17 protein-coding genes are annotated in these 19,285 nt (G+C 61.4%); 5 read left to right on the forward strand and 12 right to left on the reverse strand.

From position 1 onward, the window contains the following. Nucleotides 1–82: 82 nt before the first annotated feature. Nucleotides 83–1,414 (forward strand): PTS sugar transporter subunit IIC, encoded by a 1,332-nt coding sequence (locus C1N62_RS02520; RefSeq protein ID WP_137762143.1) that lies wholly within the window; start codon nt 83–85, stop codon nt 1,412–1,414. 45 nt (nt 1,415–1,459) lie between these two features. Here the strand turns inward: C1N62_RS02520 and dkgA are convergent, their stop codons facing one another. The 7 genes from dkgA to C1N62_RS02555 all read right to left on the reverse strand — a co-directional run bounded on the left by dkgA (nt 1,460) and on the right by C1N62_RS02555 (nt 9,184). Continuing rightward, nucleotides 1,460–2,293 carry a 2,5-didehydrogluconate reductase DkgA gene (gene dkgA / locus C1N62_RS02525; protein ID WP_137762144.1) on the reverse strand — a complete coding sequence of 278 codons (834 nt, stop codon included), beginning with the start codon at nt 2,291–2,293 and terminating at the stop codon, nt 1,460–1,462. Between the two features lie 395 nt (nt 2,294–2,688). Then, entirely contained in the window at nt 2,689–3,891 is a 1,203-nt protein-coding gene (locus tag C1N62_RS02530; protein WP_168195795.1) for a porin, read from the reverse strand. A gap of 301 nt (nt 3,892–4,192) precedes the next feature. Continuing rightward, a complete protein-coding gene (locus C1N62_RS02535; protein ID WP_137762146.1) occupies nt 4,193–4,855 on the reverse strand; it encodes a DedA family protein in 663 nt (220 codons plus the stop codon). Between the two features lie 95 nt (nt 4,856–4,950). After that, nucleotides 4,951–6,144, reverse strand: coding sequence for a cystathionine beta-lyase (gene metC / locus C1N62_RS02540; RefSeq protein ID WP_137762147.1), 1,194 nt, complete (start codon nt 6,142–6,144; stop codon nt 4,951–4,953). Nucleotides 6,145–6,337: 193 nt separating this feature from the next. Then, a complete protein-coding gene (locus C1N62_RS02545) occupies nt 6,338–7,627 on the reverse strand; it encodes a TRAP transporter large permease (RefSeq protein WP_137762148.1) in 1,290 nt (429 codons plus the stop codon). A gap of 15 nt (nt 7,628–7,642) precedes the next feature. Beyond that, complete coding sequence (locus C1N62_RS02550) at nt 7,643–8,155, reverse strand: TRAP transporter small permease (protein ID WP_137762149.1); 513 nt, start codon at nt 8,153–8,155, stop codon at nt 7,643–7,645. 51 nt (nt 8,156–8,206) lie between these two features. Beyond that, a complete protein-coding gene (locus C1N62_RS02555) occupies nt 8,207–9,184 on the reverse strand; it encodes a TRAP transporter substrate-binding protein (RefSeq protein ID WP_137762150.1) in 978 nt (325 codons plus the stop codon). Nucleotides 9,185–9,669: 485 nt separating this feature from the next. On the opposite strand from C1N62_RS02555, the gene exbB reads away from it, so the two are divergent. From exbB to C1N62_RS02575, 4 genes are all read left to right on the forward strand, one after another. Continuing rightward, nucleotides 9,670–10,617, forward strand: coding sequence for a tol-pal system-associated acyl-CoA thioesterase (gene exbB, locus C1N62_RS02560; RefSeq protein WP_370465592.1), 948 nt, complete (start codon nt 9,670–9,672; stop codon nt 10,615–10,617). A gap of 6 nt (nt 10,618–10,623) precedes the next feature. Beyond that, the gene (exbD, locus tag C1N62_RS02565) at nt 10,624–11,049 is read left to right on the forward strand and encodes a TonB system transport protein ExbD (protein ID WP_137762152.1); all 426 of its coding nucleotides are present in this window, start codon (nt 10,624–10,626) and stop codon (nt 11,047–11,049) included. A gap of 141 nt (nt 11,050–11,190) precedes the next feature. Continuing rightward, on the forward strand, nt 11,191–11,670 hold the full coding sequence (locus tag C1N62_RS02570; RefSeq protein ID WP_137764881.1) for a cold-shock protein: 480 nt from the start codon (nt 11,191–11,193) through the stop codon (nt 11,668–11,670). Nucleotides 11,671–11,860: 190 nt separating this feature from the next. After that, on the forward strand, nt 11,861–12,895 hold the full coding sequence (locus C1N62_RS02575) for a TerC/Alx family metal homeostasis membrane protein (protein ID WP_137762153.1): 1,035 nt from the start codon (nt 11,861–11,863) through the stop codon (nt 12,893–12,895). A gap of 94 nt (nt 12,896–12,989) precedes the next feature. Here the strand turns inward: C1N62_RS02575 and C1N62_RS02580 are convergent, their stop codons facing one another. The 5 genes from C1N62_RS02580 to astA are packed head-to-tail and all read right to left on the reverse strand — an operon-like array spanning nt 12,990 to nt 19,274. Next, the gene (locus C1N62_RS02580; RefSeq protein ID WP_137762154.1) at nt 12,990–14,423 is read right to left on the reverse strand and encodes an amino acid permease; all 1,434 of its coding nucleotides are present in this window, start codon (nt 14,421–14,423) and stop codon (nt 12,990–12,992) included. 7 nt (nt 14,424–14,430) lie between these two features. Continuing rightward, nucleotides 14,431–15,414 (reverse strand): succinylglutamate desuccinylase, encoded by a 984-nt coding sequence (astE, locus tag C1N62_RS02585; protein ID WP_137762155.1) that lies wholly within the window; start codon nt 15,412–15,414, stop codon nt 14,431–14,433. A 9-nt stretch (nt 15,415–15,423) separates the two neighbouring features. Continuing rightward, nucleotides 15,424–16,767: an N-succinylarginine dihydrolase gene (gene astB, locus C1N62_RS02590; RefSeq protein WP_137762156.1), complete on the reverse strand. Its 1,344-nt coding sequence runs from the start codon at nt 16,765–16,767 to the stop codon at nt 15,424–15,426. Nucleotides 16,768–16,782: 15 nt separating this feature from the next. Continuing rightward, complete coding sequence (astD, locus tag C1N62_RS02595) at nt 16,783–18,252, reverse strand: succinylglutamate-semialdehyde dehydrogenase (protein WP_137762157.1); 1,470 nt, start codon at nt 18,250–18,252, stop codon at nt 16,783–16,785. Continuing rightward, nucleotides 18,249–19,274: an arginine N-succinyltransferase gene (gene astA, locus C1N62_RS02600; protein ID WP_240775756.1), complete on the reverse strand. Its 1,026-nt coding sequence runs from the start codon at nt 19,272–19,274 to the stop codon at nt 18,249–18,251. The genes astD and astA overlap by 4 nt, the downstream gene beginning before the upstream one ends. Nucleotides 19,275–19,285: the final 11 nt, after the last annotated feature.

Genomic DNA, 19,285 nt, shown 5'->3' on the forward strand with positions numbered 1-19,285 from the left:
AAAAACAGCACCTAACTACAGGATGCCGCGCCGCCTGTGCGGTGGCATCACGTTTCTCTCTGACCGGTTCAAGGGGTGGAAAATGAGCGTCAGCCAGTCGATCTTCAACTTCATAGAGATGCGCATCAGCCCGATAGCGGGCCGGCTCTCTACCCAGCGGCATGTGATGGCGATCCGCGACGGCTTTATCTCCGCGATGCCGTTCATGATCGTCGGATCCTTCCTGCTGGTGTTTGCCTACCCGCCCTTCTCCGCCGAGAGCGGCTGGAGCCTGGCGCGCTGGTGGCTGGCGATTGCTGGCAACTATGAGACGGAGATCCTGACCCCCTTCAACATGACGATGGGCATCATGTCGATCTACATCACGGCTGCCATCGCCTATAACCTGGCGCAGAGCTACAAGCTCGATCCCTTTATGGCGGCAATGCTCTCGCTGATGTCCTTTTTGCTGGTGGCCGCGCCGCAGGTGGACAAGGCGCTGCCCACCGCTGCGCTAGGTGGCATCGGCATCTTCACTGCCATTCTGGTGGCGCTCTATACCACCGAAATGGTGCGCCTGCTGAAGCACTACAACATTGGCATCAGCCTGCCTGATCAGGTGCCAGCGAAGATCAAACAGTCGTTTGACCTGCTGATCCCAATTTTGGTGGTGGTGCTGACCCTCTACCCGCTCAGCCTGCTGATTCAGGATCAGTTCAATATGCTGCTGCCACAGGCGATCATGGCCATCTTCCAGCCGCTGATCTCCGCTGCCGACTCCCTGCCGGCCATCCTGCTGGCGGTACTGCTGGCGCACCTGCTCTGGTTTGCTGGCATTCACGGCGCGGTGATTGTCTCCGGCATGTTGCAGGCCTTCTGGCTGACCAACTTGGGCGTCAACCAAAGCTCGTTGGCCGCCGGGCTGCCGATGCCGCACATCTTTATCGAGGCGTTCTGGTCATTCTTCATCGTGATTGGCGGCTCCGGTGCCACCTTCGGGCTGGTACTGCTCTATCTGCGCAGCCGCAGCGCGCACTTGCGCTCCATTGGCAAACTGAGTCTGGTGCCGAGCGCCTTCAACATCAATGAACCGGTGATTTTCGGCACGCCAATTGTGATGAACCCGACCTTTTTCCTGCCGTTTATCATCGCGCCGCTGGTGAACTCCGTGATCGCCTATGCGGCGGTGAAGATGGATCTGATTGACCGGGTGATCTCCGTGGTGCCCTGGACGGCCCCGGCACCGATTGGCGCAGCGTGGGGCACCGGCTGGGATTTCCGCGCCGCGCTGCTGGTGGTGCTGCTGGCGGTGGTGTCGGCAGTGGTCTACTACCCCTTCTTCAAGGTCTATGAGCGCCAACTGCTGGCGCAGGAGGCGGAAGAGGCGGCCTCACAGGAGGAGGCCAGCCCGGCAGGGACTACCGTGGCCCCATAAGAAACGCAGCATAAAAAAAGAGCCTCCTAGGAGGCTCTTTTGCTGTCAGGGTTGCGCATCCGGGTCTGGGTGCGGCCCCAGCCGCTGGCCAGCATCCAGTTTCGCCAGCTCGCTTAGCTCCTCACGCTCCAGCCGGAAATCAAACACGTCAAAGTTCTCGACAATGCGTTTCGGCGTAACGGATTTCGGGATCACAATCAGCCCGCTATCCAGGTGCCAGCGAATGACAATCTGCGCCGGGCTTTTCTCATACTTCTCAGCCAGTTTTACGATGGTCGGGTGATCAAACACCCCGTCGCCGCCCTGTGCAAGTGGGCTCCAGGACTCCGTAATAATGTGGTGGGTGGCGTTCCAGGCGTGCAACTGGCGCTGTTGCAGCAGCGGGTGCAGCTCAATCTGGTTAATGACGGGCGCGGTGCCGGTCTCATCCAGCAGGCGTTGCAGGTGGGAGATCTGGAAGTTACAGACGCCCACGCTTTTCGCCAGCCCTTGCTCTTTCAGGGACAGTAACTGCTTCCAGGCATCGACATAGTGGCCCTGCTGCGGCACTGGCCAGTGGATCAGGTAGAGGTCAACATAATCCAGTTTCAGCCGGCTCAGGCTCTGTTCCAGAGCTTGCTGGGCGTGCTGCTGGTCATCGTTCCACAGCTTGGTGGTGATAAACAGATCCTCACGCGGCAGGGCGGCGGCCTCAATCCCTTTGCCGACGCCCTCCTCATTTTTGTAGATCATCGCCGTATCAATGTGGCGGTAACCGGTCTCCAGCGCCTTGGCGACGGCAGCGGTCGCCTCTTCATTACTGGCCTTCCAAACGCCAAGGCCCAGTTGCGGCATCAGGTTGCCATCGTGCAGTTTGATGATGGGTTGCTGCGTTGCCATTAGGCTCTCCTTATACGGGTTTTCCGTGCCGGGCACGGTCAGAGTACGGATTGACCTATTAGTGTAGCCAAGATGTGGTGACTTGCCGTTGCTGCGAGGATTTTATATTGGGAATTTAAGTGCAGGATGCGCGTTATCCATTGGCGAAAATAGCGGCGGGTATATATGCAGGCAGGGAAGCATGGACAACCATTGCGGGAAATAACGTCACACTTGCTCTATTAATAATATGCTTATTTATTTCTCTCCTAAATGCCAAAAGACATTAAATAAAAAAACGGCGCTATAAAAGCGCCGAAATAGATAAAAAACAACAGTGGCATTGTTAATTCCGCTATGAGGGGAACGGAAAATAACAGGGTGTGCCCCCTGATATAACAGGGGGCGAAAGACTATCAGAAGTAGATACGCATACCGGCCGCGATGCGGTTGTCATCACCAACGCTGGCGAAGTCGCGTTTGACATTAGCACTGTCAACCCACTTGTCGGCACGGACGTCGATGTAGGCGTATTCGCCCCAGACCACGACGTTTTTGGTGAAGTAGTAGTCAGTACCCACTACGAATTTCTGCTCTTTCCAGTTGTACAGCTCTTCGTCGGCATCTTTCATGTAGTAGCCGCCGTAGATGCTGTTGTCATCTTCGTAAGCCCATTTCATGCCCACACCGAACAGGTTGACGGTTGCGGTGTCGCCTACGTAGAACAGCGCTTTATCAACAGCCTGGCTGCCTTCATAGTTCACGTCGCCGGAGACCACGTTATCCATGTAGAGCTGGCCGATATCCAGGGAGAAGGAGAGGTTGGTTGGCTTGTGAGTGAACTTGCCAGACAGGCCCCAGATTTGCTCGGTGCCATCTTCGCCGTCATATTCGCTGCCGTTGCTGATGCTGTTGAAGCTGCCTTGGTCAGTCAGGCCATTGATGCCGTTCTGCTCCAGGTGCGCATAGCCATAACCTGCGCCGAAGGACATTGCCAGGTTATCGGTTTCGGTTTTGTAGAAGGCAGCCAGGCTGTAGGCGTTTTGCAGGGCGGCGGCATTGTCGTCGCCTTCGGTTTGCAGGGTGTAGCTGCCACCGAAGCTGAAGCCGTTGTAGTCGGCGCTCATCACGCGGATAGAGTTGGAGACACGGCCGATGAAGTTGTCATCGCCAGCGTCGGAGCCGCCGGTACGGCCGATGAAGCCGTTGTTGTAGGCGCCGAAGTCCATCACGCCGCCATACTCGTAGCTGAAGTCAGACTGCGGCATGTCATCGAAGGGTGAGGTGATACGGCCGAAGGTCAGGTCGCCCACGTCATCAAGACGGAAGCCGGCCCAGCCCTGGCGGTTATTCATTTCGAAGTCGCCTTCACCCTGTTGGGTGTTGTTGCCGAACTCCAGGTAACCGATGCCGTGAGCAGTGCCTTGATTGAAGGCATGGTCAAAGCCGAAACCGAAACGGGAGTCCTGGTCACGCAGAATGACGGAGTCCTGGCCTGGGTTATATTGGCCGCGTGAATCGGAGTTTTCCATCATCAGACGGATAGAGCCAGTGAAGTCAATTTTAGTGCCTTCGTTATCATACAGGGTCGCTGCTTGCGCCCCAGCAGTCAACAACATGAAAGGCAGCGCCATTGCTATCAAATTTTTTTTAAACATGAGAGGTCCTTTCTTAATCGAGTTGGGTTTTTTAATTAGCCAAATAAGAAAATAAGGAATCAAATGGAACTTTTCGCGCTTTATATAATCGCTATTTTCAAGGATTATCAATTTATGCTTTATTAAAGAGAGATTAATAAATAATTAAATGATCGATTTAATAATTAATCATTGAATATATTATTTTGCAGGGAAATAAATAAAACCCGCCGGGGCAATGCCGCCAGCGGGTTAAAAGGGGAACTGCGATTACGCGGAGTGCTTACTTGGCAGCGGCGCGGCGCTTTTTAATCACCATGCAGATAACGCCAGCGAGGCCCAGCACCAGCAGCAGCATCGGCAGCACCATCAGCGCGGCCATCACCGCATCCTCATGGCGTTTCACCAGCGGGATCTGGCTGAAGGCAAAGCCCAGCGACACCACCACGCCCACCCACAGCGCGCCGCTCAGCCAGTTGAAAAACTGGAAGCGGGAGTTGCTCAGGCCAGAGATGCCAGCCATGGTCGGCAGCAGGGTGCGCACAAAGGCCAGAAACCGGCCGCCCAGCAGGGCCAGCAGCCCGTGGCGGTTGAACAGGGCATAGGCGCGCTGGTGATAGTGGGCCGGCAGTTGCAGCAGCCAGCGGCGCACAATGCGCGTATCCCCCAGCCAGCGCCCCTGAAGGTAGCTCAGCCAGCAGCCGAGGCTGGCGGCGGTGGTCAGGATCAATAGCGTCGGCACGAAGCTCATCACTCCCTTGGCCACCAGTGCGCCAGCCAGCAGCAGCAGGCTGTCGCCCGGCAGGAAAGAGGCGGGAAGCAGCCCATTCTCCAGAAACAGGGTGGTGAACAGGATGGCATAAATGATCCAGATCACGCCCGGATCGGCCAGCGCGCTAAAATCTTGCTGCCAGAGCGCATGAAAAATATGTGTCAGTACTTCCATTATTCTTCCCGTTGCGAATGGAACATCCCTCATCAGAGGCCGTTACGGCCCCTGATGAGTATAGTGCGCCGCCGCGCAGGATGGGATGCCGAGACTCAGGAGAGGCACAGCCGGCCAAAGCCGGCCGTCAGATCCTCAATCAGATCGTCGCAATCCTCCAGACCAATGTGCAGCCGCACCAGCGTGCCGCTAAAGGTCAGGCGCTCCGCCGGGCGGATGGCCTGCAACTCCTCCGGCTGGTTCGCCAGAATCAGCGACTCAAAGCCGCCCCAGGAGTAGGCCATGCTGAAGTGGTGGAAGTGGTCGAGGTACTCCGCCAGCGCCTCATCGCTCAGGCGCGCCTTGAGGATAAAGGAGAAGAGGCCGCAACTGCCGTGGAAGTCGCGCATAAAGGCCTCGTGGCCGGGGCAGCCGGGCAGTGCCGGGTGGCGCACCTCTGCCACTTCCGGGCGTGTCGCCAGCCAGCGGGCGATGCGCAGGCTGCTCTCCTCGTGCTGCTTCAGGCGCACGCCAAGGGTGCGCAGGCCGCGCGCCGCCATGTAGGCGGTGTCGGCATCCACCATCTGTCCCATCAGGTAGGAGTGCTCGCGCAGTTGCTCCCAGCAGCGGGCGTTGGCGACCGCGGTGCCAATCATCGCGTCGGAGTGGCCGATGATGTACTTGGTGCCAGCCTGAATGGAGATGTCGATGTCATGGGCCAGTGCGTCAAACAGCACGCCCGCCGCCCAGGTATTGTCGAGCATGATCACCGCCTCGGGGGCCACGGCGCGCACCGCTTGCACCATCGCCGGGATGTCCGGCACCTCCATGGTGATGGAGCCGGGCGCTTCCAAAAACACCACCTTGGTGTTGGGCTGCACCAGCTCGGCGATGCCCGCGCCAATCAGCGGCGGGAAGTAGGTGGTCTCGACGTTCATCTTGGCCAGCACTTTCGAGCAGAAATCCTGCGTCGGCTCATAGGCGGAGCCAATCACCAGCAGGTGATCGCCAGCGCTGACAAACGACAGGATGGCGTTGCTTACCGCGGCCGCGCCGCAGGGATAGAGCACGCAGCCAGCGCCGCCCTCCAGCTCGGTCATGGCGTCCTGCAGGGCAAAGTGGGTCAGGGTGCCACGGCGGCCGTAGAACAACTCGCCGTTGGCGCGGTGGGCGGTGGCGTGCTTTTTCGCCGCCACCGACTCAAACACCAGCGAAGAGGCCCGCTGGATGACGGCATTGACCGATCCCTGGGTATAACGCTTCTGCCGCCCGGCACTCACCAGCACGGTATCCTGTTTTTTTCCTGCCATCGTTGCCCTGTTACCTGTTGTGTTGTGAATGTTACTTACCGGATAACTTACCACGCGGCCAGCCGGCAGGGGGGAGGCTTTTGCCAGCCAACGGGAAAAACAGCAGAATCCGACGCCATTGCGTGGGGCGAAAGGAAAAAAAACCAATAAAAAAGCCCGCCATGCGAGCGGCGGGCAAGGGAGGAACAAACCACTAACCGTGAACGCCGAACACCCCCGGCAGCCAGAGCGAGATGGCCGGGACGTAGGTCACCAGCATCAGCACCAGCAGCAGTACGAAGTAGAAGGGCAGCATCGCCTTCACCACCTCCTCAATCTTGCGTTTGCTCACCGCGCTGGCGACGAACAGCACCGAGCCAACCGGCGGGGTAATCAGGCCGATGCCGAGGTTGACCATCATGATCATGCCAAAATGCACCGGGTCGATGCCGAGGGAGTTGGTCACCGGCAGCAGCACCGGCGTCAGGATCAGGATGATGGGGGCCATGTCCATCAGGGTGCCGATCAGCAGCAGCATGATGTTGATGCACATCAAAATCACATACTTATTGTCAGAGATGGCGGTGAAGAACTCGGTGATGCGGGTCGGCAGCTGCATGTAGGTCATCACCGCGCCGAAGCAGGCGGCGAAGCCAATCAGGATCATCACAATGGTGACGGTCTTCACCGTGCGGTACATCAATTTCGGCAGCTCTGACCATTTGTAGTCGCGATAGATGAACATGGTGACGAAAAACGACCACAGGCAGGCGATGGCGGCAGATTCGGTGGCGGTGAAGATGCCACTCAGAATGCCGCCCATAATGATCACCACCGTCATCAGCCCCCACAGGGTATCAACGAAGATCTTCAGCGCCTGACGGAACGGGATACGCTCACCCTTCGGGTAGCCGCGCTTGTGGGCGAAGCCGATGCACATCCCCATCAGTGACAGGCAGAGCAGCAGGCCGGGCAGCACGCCAGCGATGAACAGCGCGGCGATGGAGACGGTGCCACCGGCCGCCAGCGAGTAGATGACGGCATTGTGGCTGGGCGGGATCAGGATGGCCTGCACCGATCCGCTGGCGGTCACGGCGGCGGCGAAGTCACGCGGGTAGCCCTTTTTGTCCATCTCCGGGATCATCACCGAGCCGATGGAGGCGGTGTCCGCCACCGAGGAGCCGGAGATGGCACCGAAAAAGGTGGAGGCCATGATATTCACCAGTGACAGGCCGCCGCGGATAAAGCCGACAAAGATGTAGGCGAAACTCACCAGCCGGCGGGCAATGCCGCCCTCGGCCATGATCGCGCCCGCCAAAATAAAGAAGGGGATGGCCAGCAGGGAGAACTTATTCACCCCGTTGGTGAGCTGGATCATGATTGCCTCCAGCGGCAACTCGATCCAGAACGCGCCGACCACGGCGCTCAGCCCCACCGCATAGGCCACCGGCACCCCAATCGCCAGCAGCACGGCCAGCGAGAACAGCAGAATAAACGCATCCATCAGAGTTGCCCCACATCAGGTTTCCGAGGTGCCGAATGCCACCACCTGGCGGTGGTGCTGCGGCCCCATCAACAGCCGTTCCAGAATGAACAGCAGGGTGATCGCCGAGCCAATCGGCAGCGGCAGGTAGCTTGCGCCCGCGGTCAGCAGCGGGAAATCGGCCACCGGCTGCTCCCACAGGTCGCGGCAGAGCGTGATGCTATAGACCAGGATAAACAGGCTCAGCGCCAGCATCAGCAGGTCAGCGAGGGTGGAGGCTACCTTCTGCCACAGCGGCGGCAGGCGATCCGTCACCATCGCCACCGCGATGTGCGAGCCAGCGCGGTAGCTGACCGCCGCGCCGATAAAGGTGAAGGTCACCATGCAGAGGATGGAGATTGGCTCCGGCCAGGAGAGCGCCTGATTGAGCGCATAGCGGTAGAAGATGCCGACGGGAATGACCGCCACCATCAGCAGCAGGGCGATGCCAGAGATCCACATCGCGATGCGGTAGAGAATATCCATGGATGAGAGGTAGTAACGGGCCATAACTCCCCCGGTTATCAGGCTGAAACGCCCGGCGGCCAGGCCGCCGGGGGCTTATTTGACGTCGCTGATGCGTTGCATCAGATCCTGGTGCGCCTTGCCATACTGGTCGCGCACCGGTTGGGTAGCGGTGTAGAAGTACTGGGTATCGATCTCCTGGAAGGTCACGCCGCCACTCTTCATGGTTTGCAGGGCCTTCTCGTTATAGGCGGCCCACAGTTGGCGCTGCTCCGCCTGCGCCTCTTTCGCCAGCTTCAGGATCAGTTGCTGATCCTCGCTGCTCAGCTTGTCCCAGCGCGCCTTGGAGTAGAGGAACAGCTCCGGGATGATGAAGTGGCGGGTAAGGGTGTAGTACTTCGCCACCGGCAGGTAGTTGTGGGCGACGAAGGTCGGCGGGTTGTTCTCGGTGCCATCGATCACGCCGGTTTGCAGGCCGCTGAACACTTCGCTCACGCCCATTGCCACCGAGTTGGCCCCCATCGCCTTCAGCGTCGCCAGCGCCACCGGGCTGCCCTGCACACGGATCTTCATCCCTTTCAAATCTTCCGGTTTGGTCAGCGGTGTTTTGGTGATCATGTTGCGGGTGCCGGAGTCCATCCAGCCAAGGAACACCAGCCGCGATTTGGGATCGTTGGTGATTTTATTGCCGATCTCCTGGCCGATCTGGCTGTCGAGCACCTTGTGCAGGTGATCCTCGTCGCGGAACACGTAGGGCAGGGTGAAGACCTCAATCTCCGGCAAGATGGCGGCGACCGGTGCCATTGAGACGCGGATGATATCGATGGCGCCAATCTGCGCCTGCTCAATCATCTGCTTCTCATCACCGAGCACGCCGCCGGGGAAGGTTTTGATCTCCAGCCGCCCATCCGTCGCCTTCTCCAGCTTCTCACCCATGTGCTGCACCGCCACCACATTGGGGTAACCCTGCGGATGGACGTCGGCGGCCTTGATGGTCTGGGCAACGGCCTGGCCGCTGAGGAACAGGCTGGCGGAACAGAGGCTAAGCGCCAGCAGGGATTTACGCACGTTCATAGGACTCTCCAGGGATCGGGCGCATCGCCGCGCCGCTATTGTTCGTCAGACACAGGGTGGTATCTTGCGGTGGTGAAGTGCTGGATAAGCGAGGGCTTGAATAGAAGTAAGCACCAACAAACCAGCGATTTTGAAACACTTTATTAACACGATTATACGCTTTGAAATGATATTGAAAATTTGTTGAAATGGCTTTTTAAAATAAATCGGATCTGCATCACGGCCTGTGCCGGGGCAGATGTGGGAAGTGTGATGCGGCTAAAAAAACACCGCTTGCCGCCGCCTGCTTTCGCCGGGCGCGGGTGGCTCGCTTGCCCGCTACATATGGATATTCCTATTGTTTCCGCCCTGATCTATCGGTAACGTAAATAATAATGAGAACTACTATCAATCCCCGCTGCGTTTGATATGATCCCGCACTGATTAATTCCTCAACATTGACGATTTTTGGTTGGAGGCGCAGCGTGAATACGGCTCGCATGAAAATGAAATCTGCCCTGTCCACAACGGCGGCACAGCACTCTCCTCGCCGCTGGCGTATGGCATTCGTATCCCTGTTTTTGTTGGCGGGCCTGAGCGGGCCAGCACTGGCCGCGGAAAGCGGTGACGCCGCCGCTGCCCCGGTGGCTGCTACTGCCCCGGCATCAGATGCCCCGGCCACACCTGCCCTCATCACGGGCAGCCAGCCCGCTGCCTCCAGCGCCCAGCCGGTTATCCCACAGGATCTCTCGGTGCTCGGCATGTACCACCACGCTGACGCGGTGGTGAAAACGGTGATGATTGGCCTGCTGCTGGCCTCCGTGGTGACCTGGGCGATCCTGTTCGCCAAGGGCAGTGAGCTGTTTGCCGCCAAACGCCGCCTGCGCCGCGAGCTGAGCGCGCTGGCCCCGGCCACCTCACTGAACGAGGCCGCCGCCATTGTTGAGAACTTCGACGAGAAGAGCATCAGCGCCCGCCTGCTGGCTGACGCGCAAAACGAGCTGGCGCTCTCCGCCGAGTCCACTGACAACGCTGGCATCAAAGATCGCACCGGCTTCCGCCTGGAGCGCCGTGTTGCGGCTGCTGGCCGCCACATGGGGCGCGGCAACGGCTTCCTGGCGACCATCGGTGCCATCTCGCCGTTTATCGGCCTGTTCGGCACCGTGTGGGGCATCATGAACAGCTTTATCGGCATCGCCGAAACCCAGACCACCAACCTGGCCGTCGTGGCACCGGGCATCGCTGAGGCGCTGCTGGCCACCGCCATCGGTCTGGTGGCCGCGATCCCGGCCGTGGTGATCTACAACATCTTTGCCCGCCTGATCGCCTCCTATCGCCACCTGATTGGCGACGTCGCTGCGCAGATCATGCTGTTGCAGGGCCGTGACCTGGATCTGGCCGCCAGCGCTGGCAGCAAACCGGCGAAGGCCAATCCGCAGTGGCGGGTGGGGTAATCTGTTATGGCCATGCGTTTAAACGAAGATCTGGACGAAAGTGGTGAGATGCATGAGATCAACGTGACGCCGTTCATCGACGTCATGCTGGTTCTGCTGATCATCTTCATGGTGGCCGCGCCGCTGGCGACGGTGGATGTGCGGGTCAACCTCCCGGCCTCCACCTCCAAGCCAACCCCGCGCCCGGAGAAGCCGTTGTTCGTGACCGTGAACGCCGAGAAGCAGCTGTATGTGGGCGAAACGCCGATCGCGCGCGATCAGCTGACGGCGCAACTGGCCGCCCAGACCAATGGCGACAAAGAGACCACCATCTTCTTCCGCGCGGACAAATCCGTGGACTACGAAACGATGATGGGCGTGATGGACACGCTGCGTCAGGCAGGCTACCTGAAGGTGGGGTTGGTCGGCATGGAGCAGAGCGGCGGGCAGTAAGCCAGCGCACGCCACGGCGGCCCCCTCGGGGGCCGTTTTTTTTGGCCGCTGCCCTGCCACCCCGCATGGCAAAGCAGGCGACTTCTGCGCGTGGCTCGACTAAAATAGGCTTTTTACAGATTGGTCAGGCGGTAATTTATGATGCACGGTACGGTAACGACATATTTTGAAGAGAAAGGTTTCGGATTCATCAAGGATGAGAACGGCGACAATCGCTATTTTCACGTGGTGAAGGTAGCTAACCCGGAGCTGCTGAAAAAGGATGCCGCCGTGACCTTCGAGCCGACCACCAACAGCAAGGGGCTGTCAGCCTATGCGGTCAAGGTGGCGCCCGAGAGCAAGTACATCCACATCGCCGGTGAGCGCATCAAGATCACCAGCATCAAATCCTTCAACCGCTTCACCAAGCAGGTACCGGTTGAGACGCACATCGACAAAGAGAACACCATCCTCTCCGCGGGCCTGCTGATGGAGCGCATCCGCCCGAAAGCCGAAGTAGAGAAGGGCGCGACCCGCCCGCTGGAGATGCTGAACGTCACCACCTTCCAGAACAAGACCTACACCTTCTCCGAGCTGGAGATCGACATCGAAGAGACGGTCAAGGCGCTGAAAAACCTCTGATCCCTCTGCCGCCGCCCCACTCTGGGGCGGCGTGTGCCCCGTCCTGCTTCCCTCCCGCTTTTTTCTTGTACTTTTTTCATCAGGCACCGCACCCCCTGCTGTTACAATGGCCCGGCACGGCGCCCCGGCGCTGCGCACGATAATTAACAGGTCTGCCGTTCACGGCAGCGCATTTGATTGAGAAGAGATAATGGCGTCAGTTCATATTGGTTTTCCTCTGGAGACGGTCAGCGTATTCGTTGGCCTGTCAATTGCCGCGCTGCTGATTGACCTGTTTGCCCACCGTGGCAACCATGCCATCAGCCTGAAAGGCGCGGTGGGCTGGTCAATCTTTTGGGTGGCTACCGCCCTGGGTTTCGCCGGCTTCCTCTATATCCACCACGGCGCCGCCGTCGCCAACCTGTTTATCACCGGCTATGCACTGGAGAAGGTGCTGTCGGTCGATAACCTGTTTGTGATGATGGCGATCTTCGCCTGGTTCAAGGTGCCGGATGGCCTGCGCCACCGCGTGCTTTACTGGGGGGTGATTGGGGCCATCGTGTTCCGTGGCATCTTCGTCGCCTTCGGGACAGCGCTGCTGTCGCTTGGCCCGTGGGTGGAGATGGTGTTTGCGGTGATTGTGGCCTGGACAGCGGTAATGATGCTGCGCTCTGGCGAAGATGACGAAGAGATCGAGGACTACTCTGATCACTTCGCCAACCGTCTGGTGCGCCGTTTCTTCCCGGTCTGGCCGAAACTGGCGGGTGATCGCTTCATGCTCTCCTCGAGCGAGGTTAGCGCGGAGCTGGAGAAGCCGCAGAACAAGGGCTTCGCCTTTACGGTGAAGAAGGGCGTGCGTTATGCCACGCCGCTGCTGCTCTGTGTGGCGGTGGTGGAGTTGTCAGACGTGATGTTTGCCTTTGACAGCGTGCCAGCGGTGATTGCCGTCAGCCGCGAGCCGCTGATTGTGTACTCCGCCATGATGTTCGCCATCCTCGGTTTGCGCGCCCTCTACTTTGTACTGGAAGCGCTGCGCCACTATTTGGTGCACCTCGAGAAAGCGGTAGTAGTACTGCTGTTCTTCATCGCCTTTAAACTGGGCCTGAACGCCAGCGACCACCTCTGGCACCACGGTTATGAGATTGGCATCAACACCAGCCTCTACATCGTGCTTGGCGTACTGGCGGTTGGCATCATTGCCAGTATGCTGTTCCCCGCCAAAGAGGAGAAGGCCGAGGAGAAATAACTCCCCCGCCCACTCCCCCCAACCCCGGCCCTGGCCGGGGTTTTTTTATGGCTAAATCCCCATACACCGCCCTCCGTGGCGGTGGGGTATTGGCTTAGCCCTCCGTCTCCAGCTTGTAGGCGCGGGTGGCGTTTTCGCGTTTCACCTTCAGCCGCCAGACGATGGCGAGCAGCGCAAACCAGAAGGGCATTGCGCACAGCGCCAGCAGGGTATCGTGGTCAAACACCATGATCACGATGGAGAAGAGGAAGAACAGCAGGCTCAGCCAGCTCAGGGCGATGCCGGCGGGCATCTTGAAGATGGCCTGCGCGTGCAGATCGGGGCGGCGCTTGCGGTAGACCAGGTAGGCCACCAGAATCATGCCCCAGCTGTAGATCACCAGAATGGCGGAGAGCGTCGAGACGATGGTGAACAGCGTCATGACGTTCGGCACCAAAAACAGCAGCAGGGTGCCGCTCAGCATACAGAAGCAGGAGAACATCAGGCTGCGCACCGGGATGGCGGTGGCGCGCGACAGGATGCGGAACTGCCAGTGGGCGTGCTTCTCCATCGACAGGCCATACAGCATCCGGGTGCAGGAGTAGACGCCGCTGTTGGCCGACGACATCGCCGAGGTGAGGGCGACAAAGTTAATGATCGCCGCCGCCGCTGGCAGCCCAGCCTTGTCAAACAGTGTGACGAACGGGCTGGTGTCGGGTGAGATATGCTGCCAGGAGGTGACGGCAATGATCACCAGAATCGACATCACGTAGAAGATGATGATGCGCAGCGGGATGGCGTTGATCGCTTTCGGCAGCAGCTTCTCCGGGTTGCGCGTCTCGGCGGTCATGGTGCCGAGCAGCTCCACGCCGGTATAGGAGAAGATGGCGATCTGGAACCCGGCGAAGAAGCCCATCACGCCGTGCGGCATAAAGACCGCCGGGTCAGTGAGGTTGCCGAGGGAGGCGCGCACCCCGTCCGGCGATGTCCAGCCGCTGGCGATCATCCAGCAGCCGGTCAGGATCAGCGCGACGATCGCGATCACCTTGATGATGGCAAACCAGAACTCCGCCTCGCCAAACATCTTCACCGACAGCAGGTTGAACAGGCAGAGCAGGCCGAGGGTCAGCAGCGCCGGGATCCAGGGTGAGAGATCGGGCTGCCAGTACTGCATATAGCCGCCGCACACCACCACGTCGGCGATGCAGGTGACCACCCAGCTTAGCCAGTAAGACCAGCCAAGGAAAAAGCTGGCCTTTGGCCCGAGGTAGTCAGAGACGAAATCGGCAAACGAGCGGTAGTCGAGCCGGGTCAGCAGCAGCTCCCCCATCGCCCGCATCACCACAAACATAAAGAAGCCGATGACGACGTAGGTGATCAAAATCGAGGTGCCGGAGACGGCAATCGTCTTGCCCGCCCCCATAAACAGGCCGGTGCCGATGGCACCGCCAATCGAGATAAGCTGGATGTGGCGCTCGCTCAGGCCACGGTGCAGGCTCTGCGCCGTGGCCGGATCGCCCGGCCGTGATGGTACGGGTTGTTTGGTCATAGGCAGATCACTCAGGTAGGGAGAGGCGCGGCGTGCCCGGTGAAAGCAGCATCCCCGCTCGCAGGCCCGGCGCCACGTTGGCGTTCGGGAACAGGATGTAAGGTGCGGCCTCGCCAATCGTCCAGTGACGATCCTGCTGGCTGGCTAGGGTGTATCCCGCTGGCAGGCGGGTGAAGTTCTCGGTCTCTGGCGGCAGGTGGAGGGTAAAGCTCTCATCCCCTTTGATGATGCTCTCCGCCACCTCAAAGACCTGTAGCGGCGGCTTCTGCCGGGTTGGCAGCGGCTCACCGCCGACCAGCGCGCGGATCGCCCGGTCAATGGCGGCGAACTGGGCCAGATCGTTGTCACCGAACGGGCGCGCCTTGCCCAGCTCCAGCGTGCAGCTCTGTGCGTGGAACGCCTCGCTGACATAGTGGCTGTAGGTGCCGCCCGGCGCGGTGTGCTGCACCAGTGCATCCAGCTCGCCAGCGGCCAGCAGGTCGAAGAATGCCTGCGGGTAGGGGTGGCGGTGGTGGGGCACCAGCGCGAACTGTGGCAGCCGTGAGCCACGGATGGCGGTGTGCATGTCGAGGTGCCAACGCGGCAGGTCGCCGGTGATGGCGAAGAACGCCTCGGTAGCGCATTCAATCTCGGCGGCGCGCGCCGCCTCATCGCTGGGCGGCGACTGGCGGTGACGGCCGCCGAACAGCCGGTTCATGTCATGGTGCAGGTAGCGGCGGTTGGCGCGCATCGCTGGCAGGTTGCCGAACACCAGCAGCAGCGCCGCCCGGCTCGCCAATCGACCCGCGGCCAGATCCGCCAGCAGCCCCAGCAGCAGTTCGATCGGCGCGGTCTCATTGCCGTGGATACCGGCGGAGAGCACCAGCGCGCGCTGTGGCTCGGGCGGCGTCAAGTGCAGCACGCCCTCCGCCAGCCAGCGCGGTTGCAGGGCGTCGGGCAGCGACAGGTCGCGCAGCGCGTGCGCCAGCAGGGAGTCAGTCAATGGCTGCATCCGGCCCCCTTAGCGCTGGAAATCATAGACAGCGCCGAGCCGCAAAATCTGCGACAGCTCATCCAGCGCCACATAGACCTCGCGCAGCAGCTGCGGGTCGGCCAGGTCATTCGGGTGCAGCCGGTCGCGGTAGTGGCGCTCCACCCAGCGGGTCAGGCGCTGATAGAGCGCCTCATCCAGCAGGCTGCCGGGGTTGACCGCCGCCCGCTCCGCCTCGGTCAGCACTACCCGCAGCCGCAAACAGGCCGGGCCGCCGCCGTTGCGCATACTCTCGCGCAGGTCAAACACCTGCACCTCATCCACCGGCGAGTTGGCGCGCTGGGTCATCTCCGTCAGGTAGGCCCAGACGTTGTCGCGCTGGCGGCACTCCTCCGGCACCACAATCATCATTTTGCCATCGGCTTTGCTCAGCAACTGGCTGTTGAACAGGTAGGAGGCGACGGCGTCCGCCAAACTCACCTGTGCCGTCGGCACCTCCAGACTGGCGAAGGGCTGGCCGAGCGCCGCCAGCTTCTGCTCCAGTTGCGCCAGCACCGCCGCCTGATCGACAAACGCCTGCTGGTGGTGGAACAGCACGTGGCGGTTGCTGACGGCGATCACGTCGTTATGGAACACGCCGCTGTCGATGGCCTGTGGGTTCTGCTGCACAAACAGGGTACGCGCCGGGTCGAGCTGGTGGAGGCGCGCCACCGCCTGACTGGCCTCCAGCGTCTGGCGCGCCGGGTAGCGCTGCGGCTGCGGCCCGTCGCCAAAGGCGCGGCGGCCATAGACAAACATCTGCACGCCGGGCGTGGCGTAGTCGCCGCCGAGCCGGTTGTGGTTGGCCGCCCCCTCATCGCCGAAATCGCCATGCTGCGGCAGGGCGTCGTGGTGGCAGAAGTGCTCCCCCGCCGGGAAGGTGGCACGCAGGATCGCCGCGGTGGCCGGAGCCTCCAGCGAGCGGTGCAGTTTGTTGTTCAGATTGGCGACGGTAAAGTGCACCCGCCCGTCGGCGCTGTCGGCGGAGGGCGACACGGTGGCGGCGTTGGCCGTCCACATTGACGAAGCCGAACTGAGGGTCGAGAGCAACTGTGGCGCGCTGGCCGCCGCCTGCCGCAGCAACTGCTCATCGTTGCCGCTGAAACCCAGTGCGCGCAGCGCCGTGACATTCGGGCGCGGCTGGGGCGGCAGCACACCCTGCACAAAACCGGCGTCCGCCAGTGCCTTCATCTTCGCCAGCCCCTGCAAGGCGGCCTTGCGCGGGTTGGAGAGGCCATCCTTGTTGTGCAGCGAGGCCTCGTTGCCGACTGACAGCCCGGCATAGTGGTGCGTCGGGCCGACCAGACCATCAAAATTTGCTTCAAATCCAGACATAGAAACCTCAATAGGTTAGAAGTGCAGGCCAGGGCTGAGGGTGGCGGGCAGGGCCAGATCCTCACTGACCAGTGAGGCCATCGGCCAGGCGCAGTAGTCGGCGGCGTAAAAGGCACTGGGCCGGTGGTTGCCGGACGCGCCGACCCCGCCGAACGGGGCCTGACTGGAGGCACCGGTCAACGGCTTGTTCCAGTTGACGATGCCAGCGCGCGCCTCCGCCGCCAGTTGGTCGAAGCGTGCCGGATCCGGCGAGATCAAGCCGATCGCCAGCCCGTAGCGGGTCTGGTTGGCGAGGTCTATCGCCTCCTCAAATGTTTGATAGCGGATCACTGACAGCAGCGGGCCGAAGTGCTCCTCATCCGGCACTCCCGCCACGCCGGTCAGCTCAATGATGCCCGGCGTCAGCAGGGTGGCGTTGGCGTCCGGCTGGGTCATCTCCAGCAGGGTGCGGCCGCCCAGCGCCTGCAACTGCTGTTGCGCCTGCAACATCGACTCCGCCGCCTGCAAGGAGATCACGCCGCCCATAAAGGGCTGCGGATCGGCGTCCCAGCGGCCGACGCGGATCTGCTGGCTGACGGCCACCAGCCGGTCGATCAGCGCGTCGCCCTCCGGCCCGGCCTTCACCAGCAGGCGGCGGGCGCAGGTGCAGCGCTGGCCAGCGGAGATAAAGGCCGACTGGATAATGGTATGCACCGCTGCATCCTGATCCGCCACGCCATCAACGATCAGCGCATTGTTGCCGCCCATCTCCAGCGCCAGCATCTTCTCGGGCTGGCCCGCCAGCACGCGGTGGAAGTGGAAGCCCGCCGCCGCGCTGCCGGTAAACAGCACGCCGTCAATCTGCGGGTTCTCCAGCAGCGCCCGGCCAGTTTCGCGCCCGCCCTGCACCAGATTGAGCACGCCCGCTGGCAGCCCGGCCTGTTGCCACAGCGTGACCGTCATCTCGGCGGTGGCCGGGGTCAGCTCGCTCGGCTTGAACACCAGCGTATTGCCAGCAATCAGCGCCGGGATGATGTGGCCGTTCGGCAGGTGACCGGGAAAGTTGTAGGGGCCGAACACCGCCATCACGCCGTGCGGCTTGTGGCGCAGCAGCGCCTTGCCGTCGGCCATCGGCGTTTCGCTGTCGCCGGTGCGGCGCTGCCACGCCTCCACCGAGATGGCGGCCTTGCCTATCATCGACTGCACCTCGGTGCGCGTCTCCCACAGCGGCTTGCTGGTCTCCTGGCTGATCAGGCGCGCCAGCGGCTCCTTGTGATCCGCCAGCAGGGCAGCGAAGCGCTCCACGATGGCGATGCGCCCGGCAACCGGCGTGCGTGACCAGCCGCGGAAGGCGTCACGCGCGGCCTGCACGGCGGCCTGCACCTCGCTGGCCCCGGCGCTCTGCGCCTGCCACAGCACCTGTTGGTCATTGGGGGAGAATTTACTGAAGCGCGGGCCACTGCCGGGCAGCCAGTCACCGGCGATAAAGTGTGCGGCATGGGTCATGCAATCTGCTCCTCGGGAAGTAAACTGACCAGCCGGGCGTGGTCGCCGTCGGCCAGGTGCAGCGAGTCCATCATGGGGGCGCTGAGCGCCAGGGTGCCGGTATGGGCGTCGGTCTCCACCAGCAGCGCGCGGAAATCCTCAAACTGCTGGTTGGCGACGATGCAGGGGCGGCCGGTGGCCATCTCCCCCTGATGCACCGGCAGCACGCGGCTGGCGCGCACCGCACGGATGGCGTCGGTCTCGCCCTCCAGCACCGGGCCGGCGTCAAAAATGTCCACCGAGCCGCGCCAGTTCAGCCCCTCTTTCTCAAGGATGGCGCGCGCCGGGGCGGTGTGCGGGTGCACCTCGCCAATCACCCGCTGCGCCTCTTCCGGCAGCAGCGAGACATAGATCGGGTAGGAGGGCATCAGCTCGGCGATAAAGGTTTTGTTGCCGATGCCGGTCAGGTAGTCCGCCTCGGCAAACGGGATCTCAAAGAAGTGGTGGCCCAGCGCGTCCCAGAAGGCGGAGCGCCCGCCGCTATCCACGACCCCGCGCAGCTCGGCGAACAGGTGCGACGAGAAGATCTCACGGAAGGCGGCGATAAACAGGAAGCGCGCCTTGGAGAGGAACAGCCCGTTGCGGTTCTTCTGGTAGGCCGGGTCGAGGAACAGGGTGCACAGCTCGCTGTGGCCGGTGTGGTCATAGCTGAGAGTGAGCGTCTCCAGCGTTTTGTAGACCCCCAGATCGCGCGAGGCGCGCACCGTGCGCTGGATGCGGAAGTTGTAGAACGGCTCATCCAGCCCGACCGCCACCTCAATGGCGCTGACGCCCACCACCCGCGCCAGCTCGGTATCCTCCAGCACGAACAGGAAGCCCTGCTGCGCGCGCGGCCGCAGCCCGGCGAAGGTCTCCAGGCTGCGCGCAATGCGGGCGCGCAGGCGATCCGGGTGGTTCGGCAGTGAGGTCAACCCGACGCCAGCGCGGGCGGAGAGGTCGAGGATATCCTGTAGGTCAGTCTCCCTGACCGGGCGAAACAGCATCATGGCAACCT

The organism is Nissabacter sp. SGAir0207, assembly GCF_005491205.1.
GTDB lineage: Bacteria > Pseudomonadota > Gammaproteobacteria > Enterobacterales > Enterobacteriaceae > Chimaeribacter.

Excerpts from the sequence above, each read along its gene's own strand:
- astE (WP_137762155.1), bottom strand. The coding sequence starts at position 15,414 with ATGCAGCCATTGACTGACTCCCTGCTGGCGCACGCGCTGCGCGACCTG.
- astB (WP_137762156.1), bottom strand. The coding sequence starts at position 16,767 with ATGTCTGGATTTGAAGCAAATTTTGATGGTCTGGTCGGCCCGACGCAC.
- astD (WP_137762157.1), bottom strand. The coding sequence starts at position 18,252 with ATGACCCATGCCGCACACTTTATCGCCGGTGACTGGCTGCCCGGCAGT.
- C1N62_RS02520 (WP_137762143.1), top strand. The coding sequence starts at position 83 with ATGAGCGTCAGCCAGTCGATCTTCAACTTCATAGAGATGCGCATCAGC.
- dkgA (WP_137762144.1), bottom strand. The coding sequence starts at position 2,293 with ATGGCAACGCAGCAACCCATCATCAAACTGCACGATGGCAACCTGATG.
- C1N62_RS02575 (WP_137762153.1), top strand. The coding sequence starts at position 11,861 with ATGGCGTCAGTTCATATTGGTTTTCCTCTGGAGACGGTCAGCGTATTC.
- C1N62_RS02535 (WP_137762146.1), bottom strand. The coding sequence starts at position 4,855 with ATGGAAGTACTGACACATATTTTTCATGCGCTCTGGCAGCAAGATTTT.
- C1N62_RS02555 (WP_137762150.1), bottom strand. The coding sequence starts at position 9,184 with ATGAACGTGCGTAAATCCCTGCTGGCGCTTAGCCTCTGTTCCGCCAGC.
- exbB (WP_370465592.1), top strand. The coding sequence starts at position 9,670 with ATGAAATCTGCCCTGTCCACAACGGCGGCACAGCACTCTCCTCGCCGC.
- C1N62_RS02580 (WP_137762154.1), bottom strand. The coding sequence starts at position 14,423 with ATGACCAAACAACCCGTACCATCACGGCCGGGCGATCCGGCCACGGCG.
- C1N62_RS02545 (WP_137762148.1), bottom strand. The coding sequence starts at position 7,627 with ATGGATGCGTTTATTCTGCTGTTCTCGCTGGCCGTGCTGCTGGCGATT.
- exbD (WP_137762152.1), top strand. The coding sequence starts at position 10,624 with ATGGCCATGCGTTTAAACGAAGATCTGGACGAAAGTGGTGAGATGCAT.
- metC (WP_137762147.1), bottom strand. The coding sequence starts at position 6,144 with ATGGCAGGAAAAAAACAGGATACCGTGCTGGTGAGTGCCGGGCGGCAG.
- astA (WP_240775756.1), bottom strand. The coding sequence starts at position 19,274 with ATGCTGTTTCGCCCGGTCAGGGAGACTGACCTACAGGATATCCTCGAC.
- C1N62_RS02530 (WP_168195795.1), bottom strand. The coding sequence starts at position 3,891 with ATGTTGTTGACTGCTGGGGCGCAAGCAGCGACCCTGTATGATAACGAA.
- C1N62_RS02550 (WP_137762149.1), bottom strand. The coding sequence starts at position 8,155 with ATGGCCCGTTACTACCTCTCATCCATGGATATTCTCTACCGCATCGCG.
- C1N62_RS02570 (WP_137764881.1), top strand. The coding sequence starts at position 11,191 with ATGCACGGTACGGTAACGACATATTTTGAAGAGAAAGGTTTCGGATTC.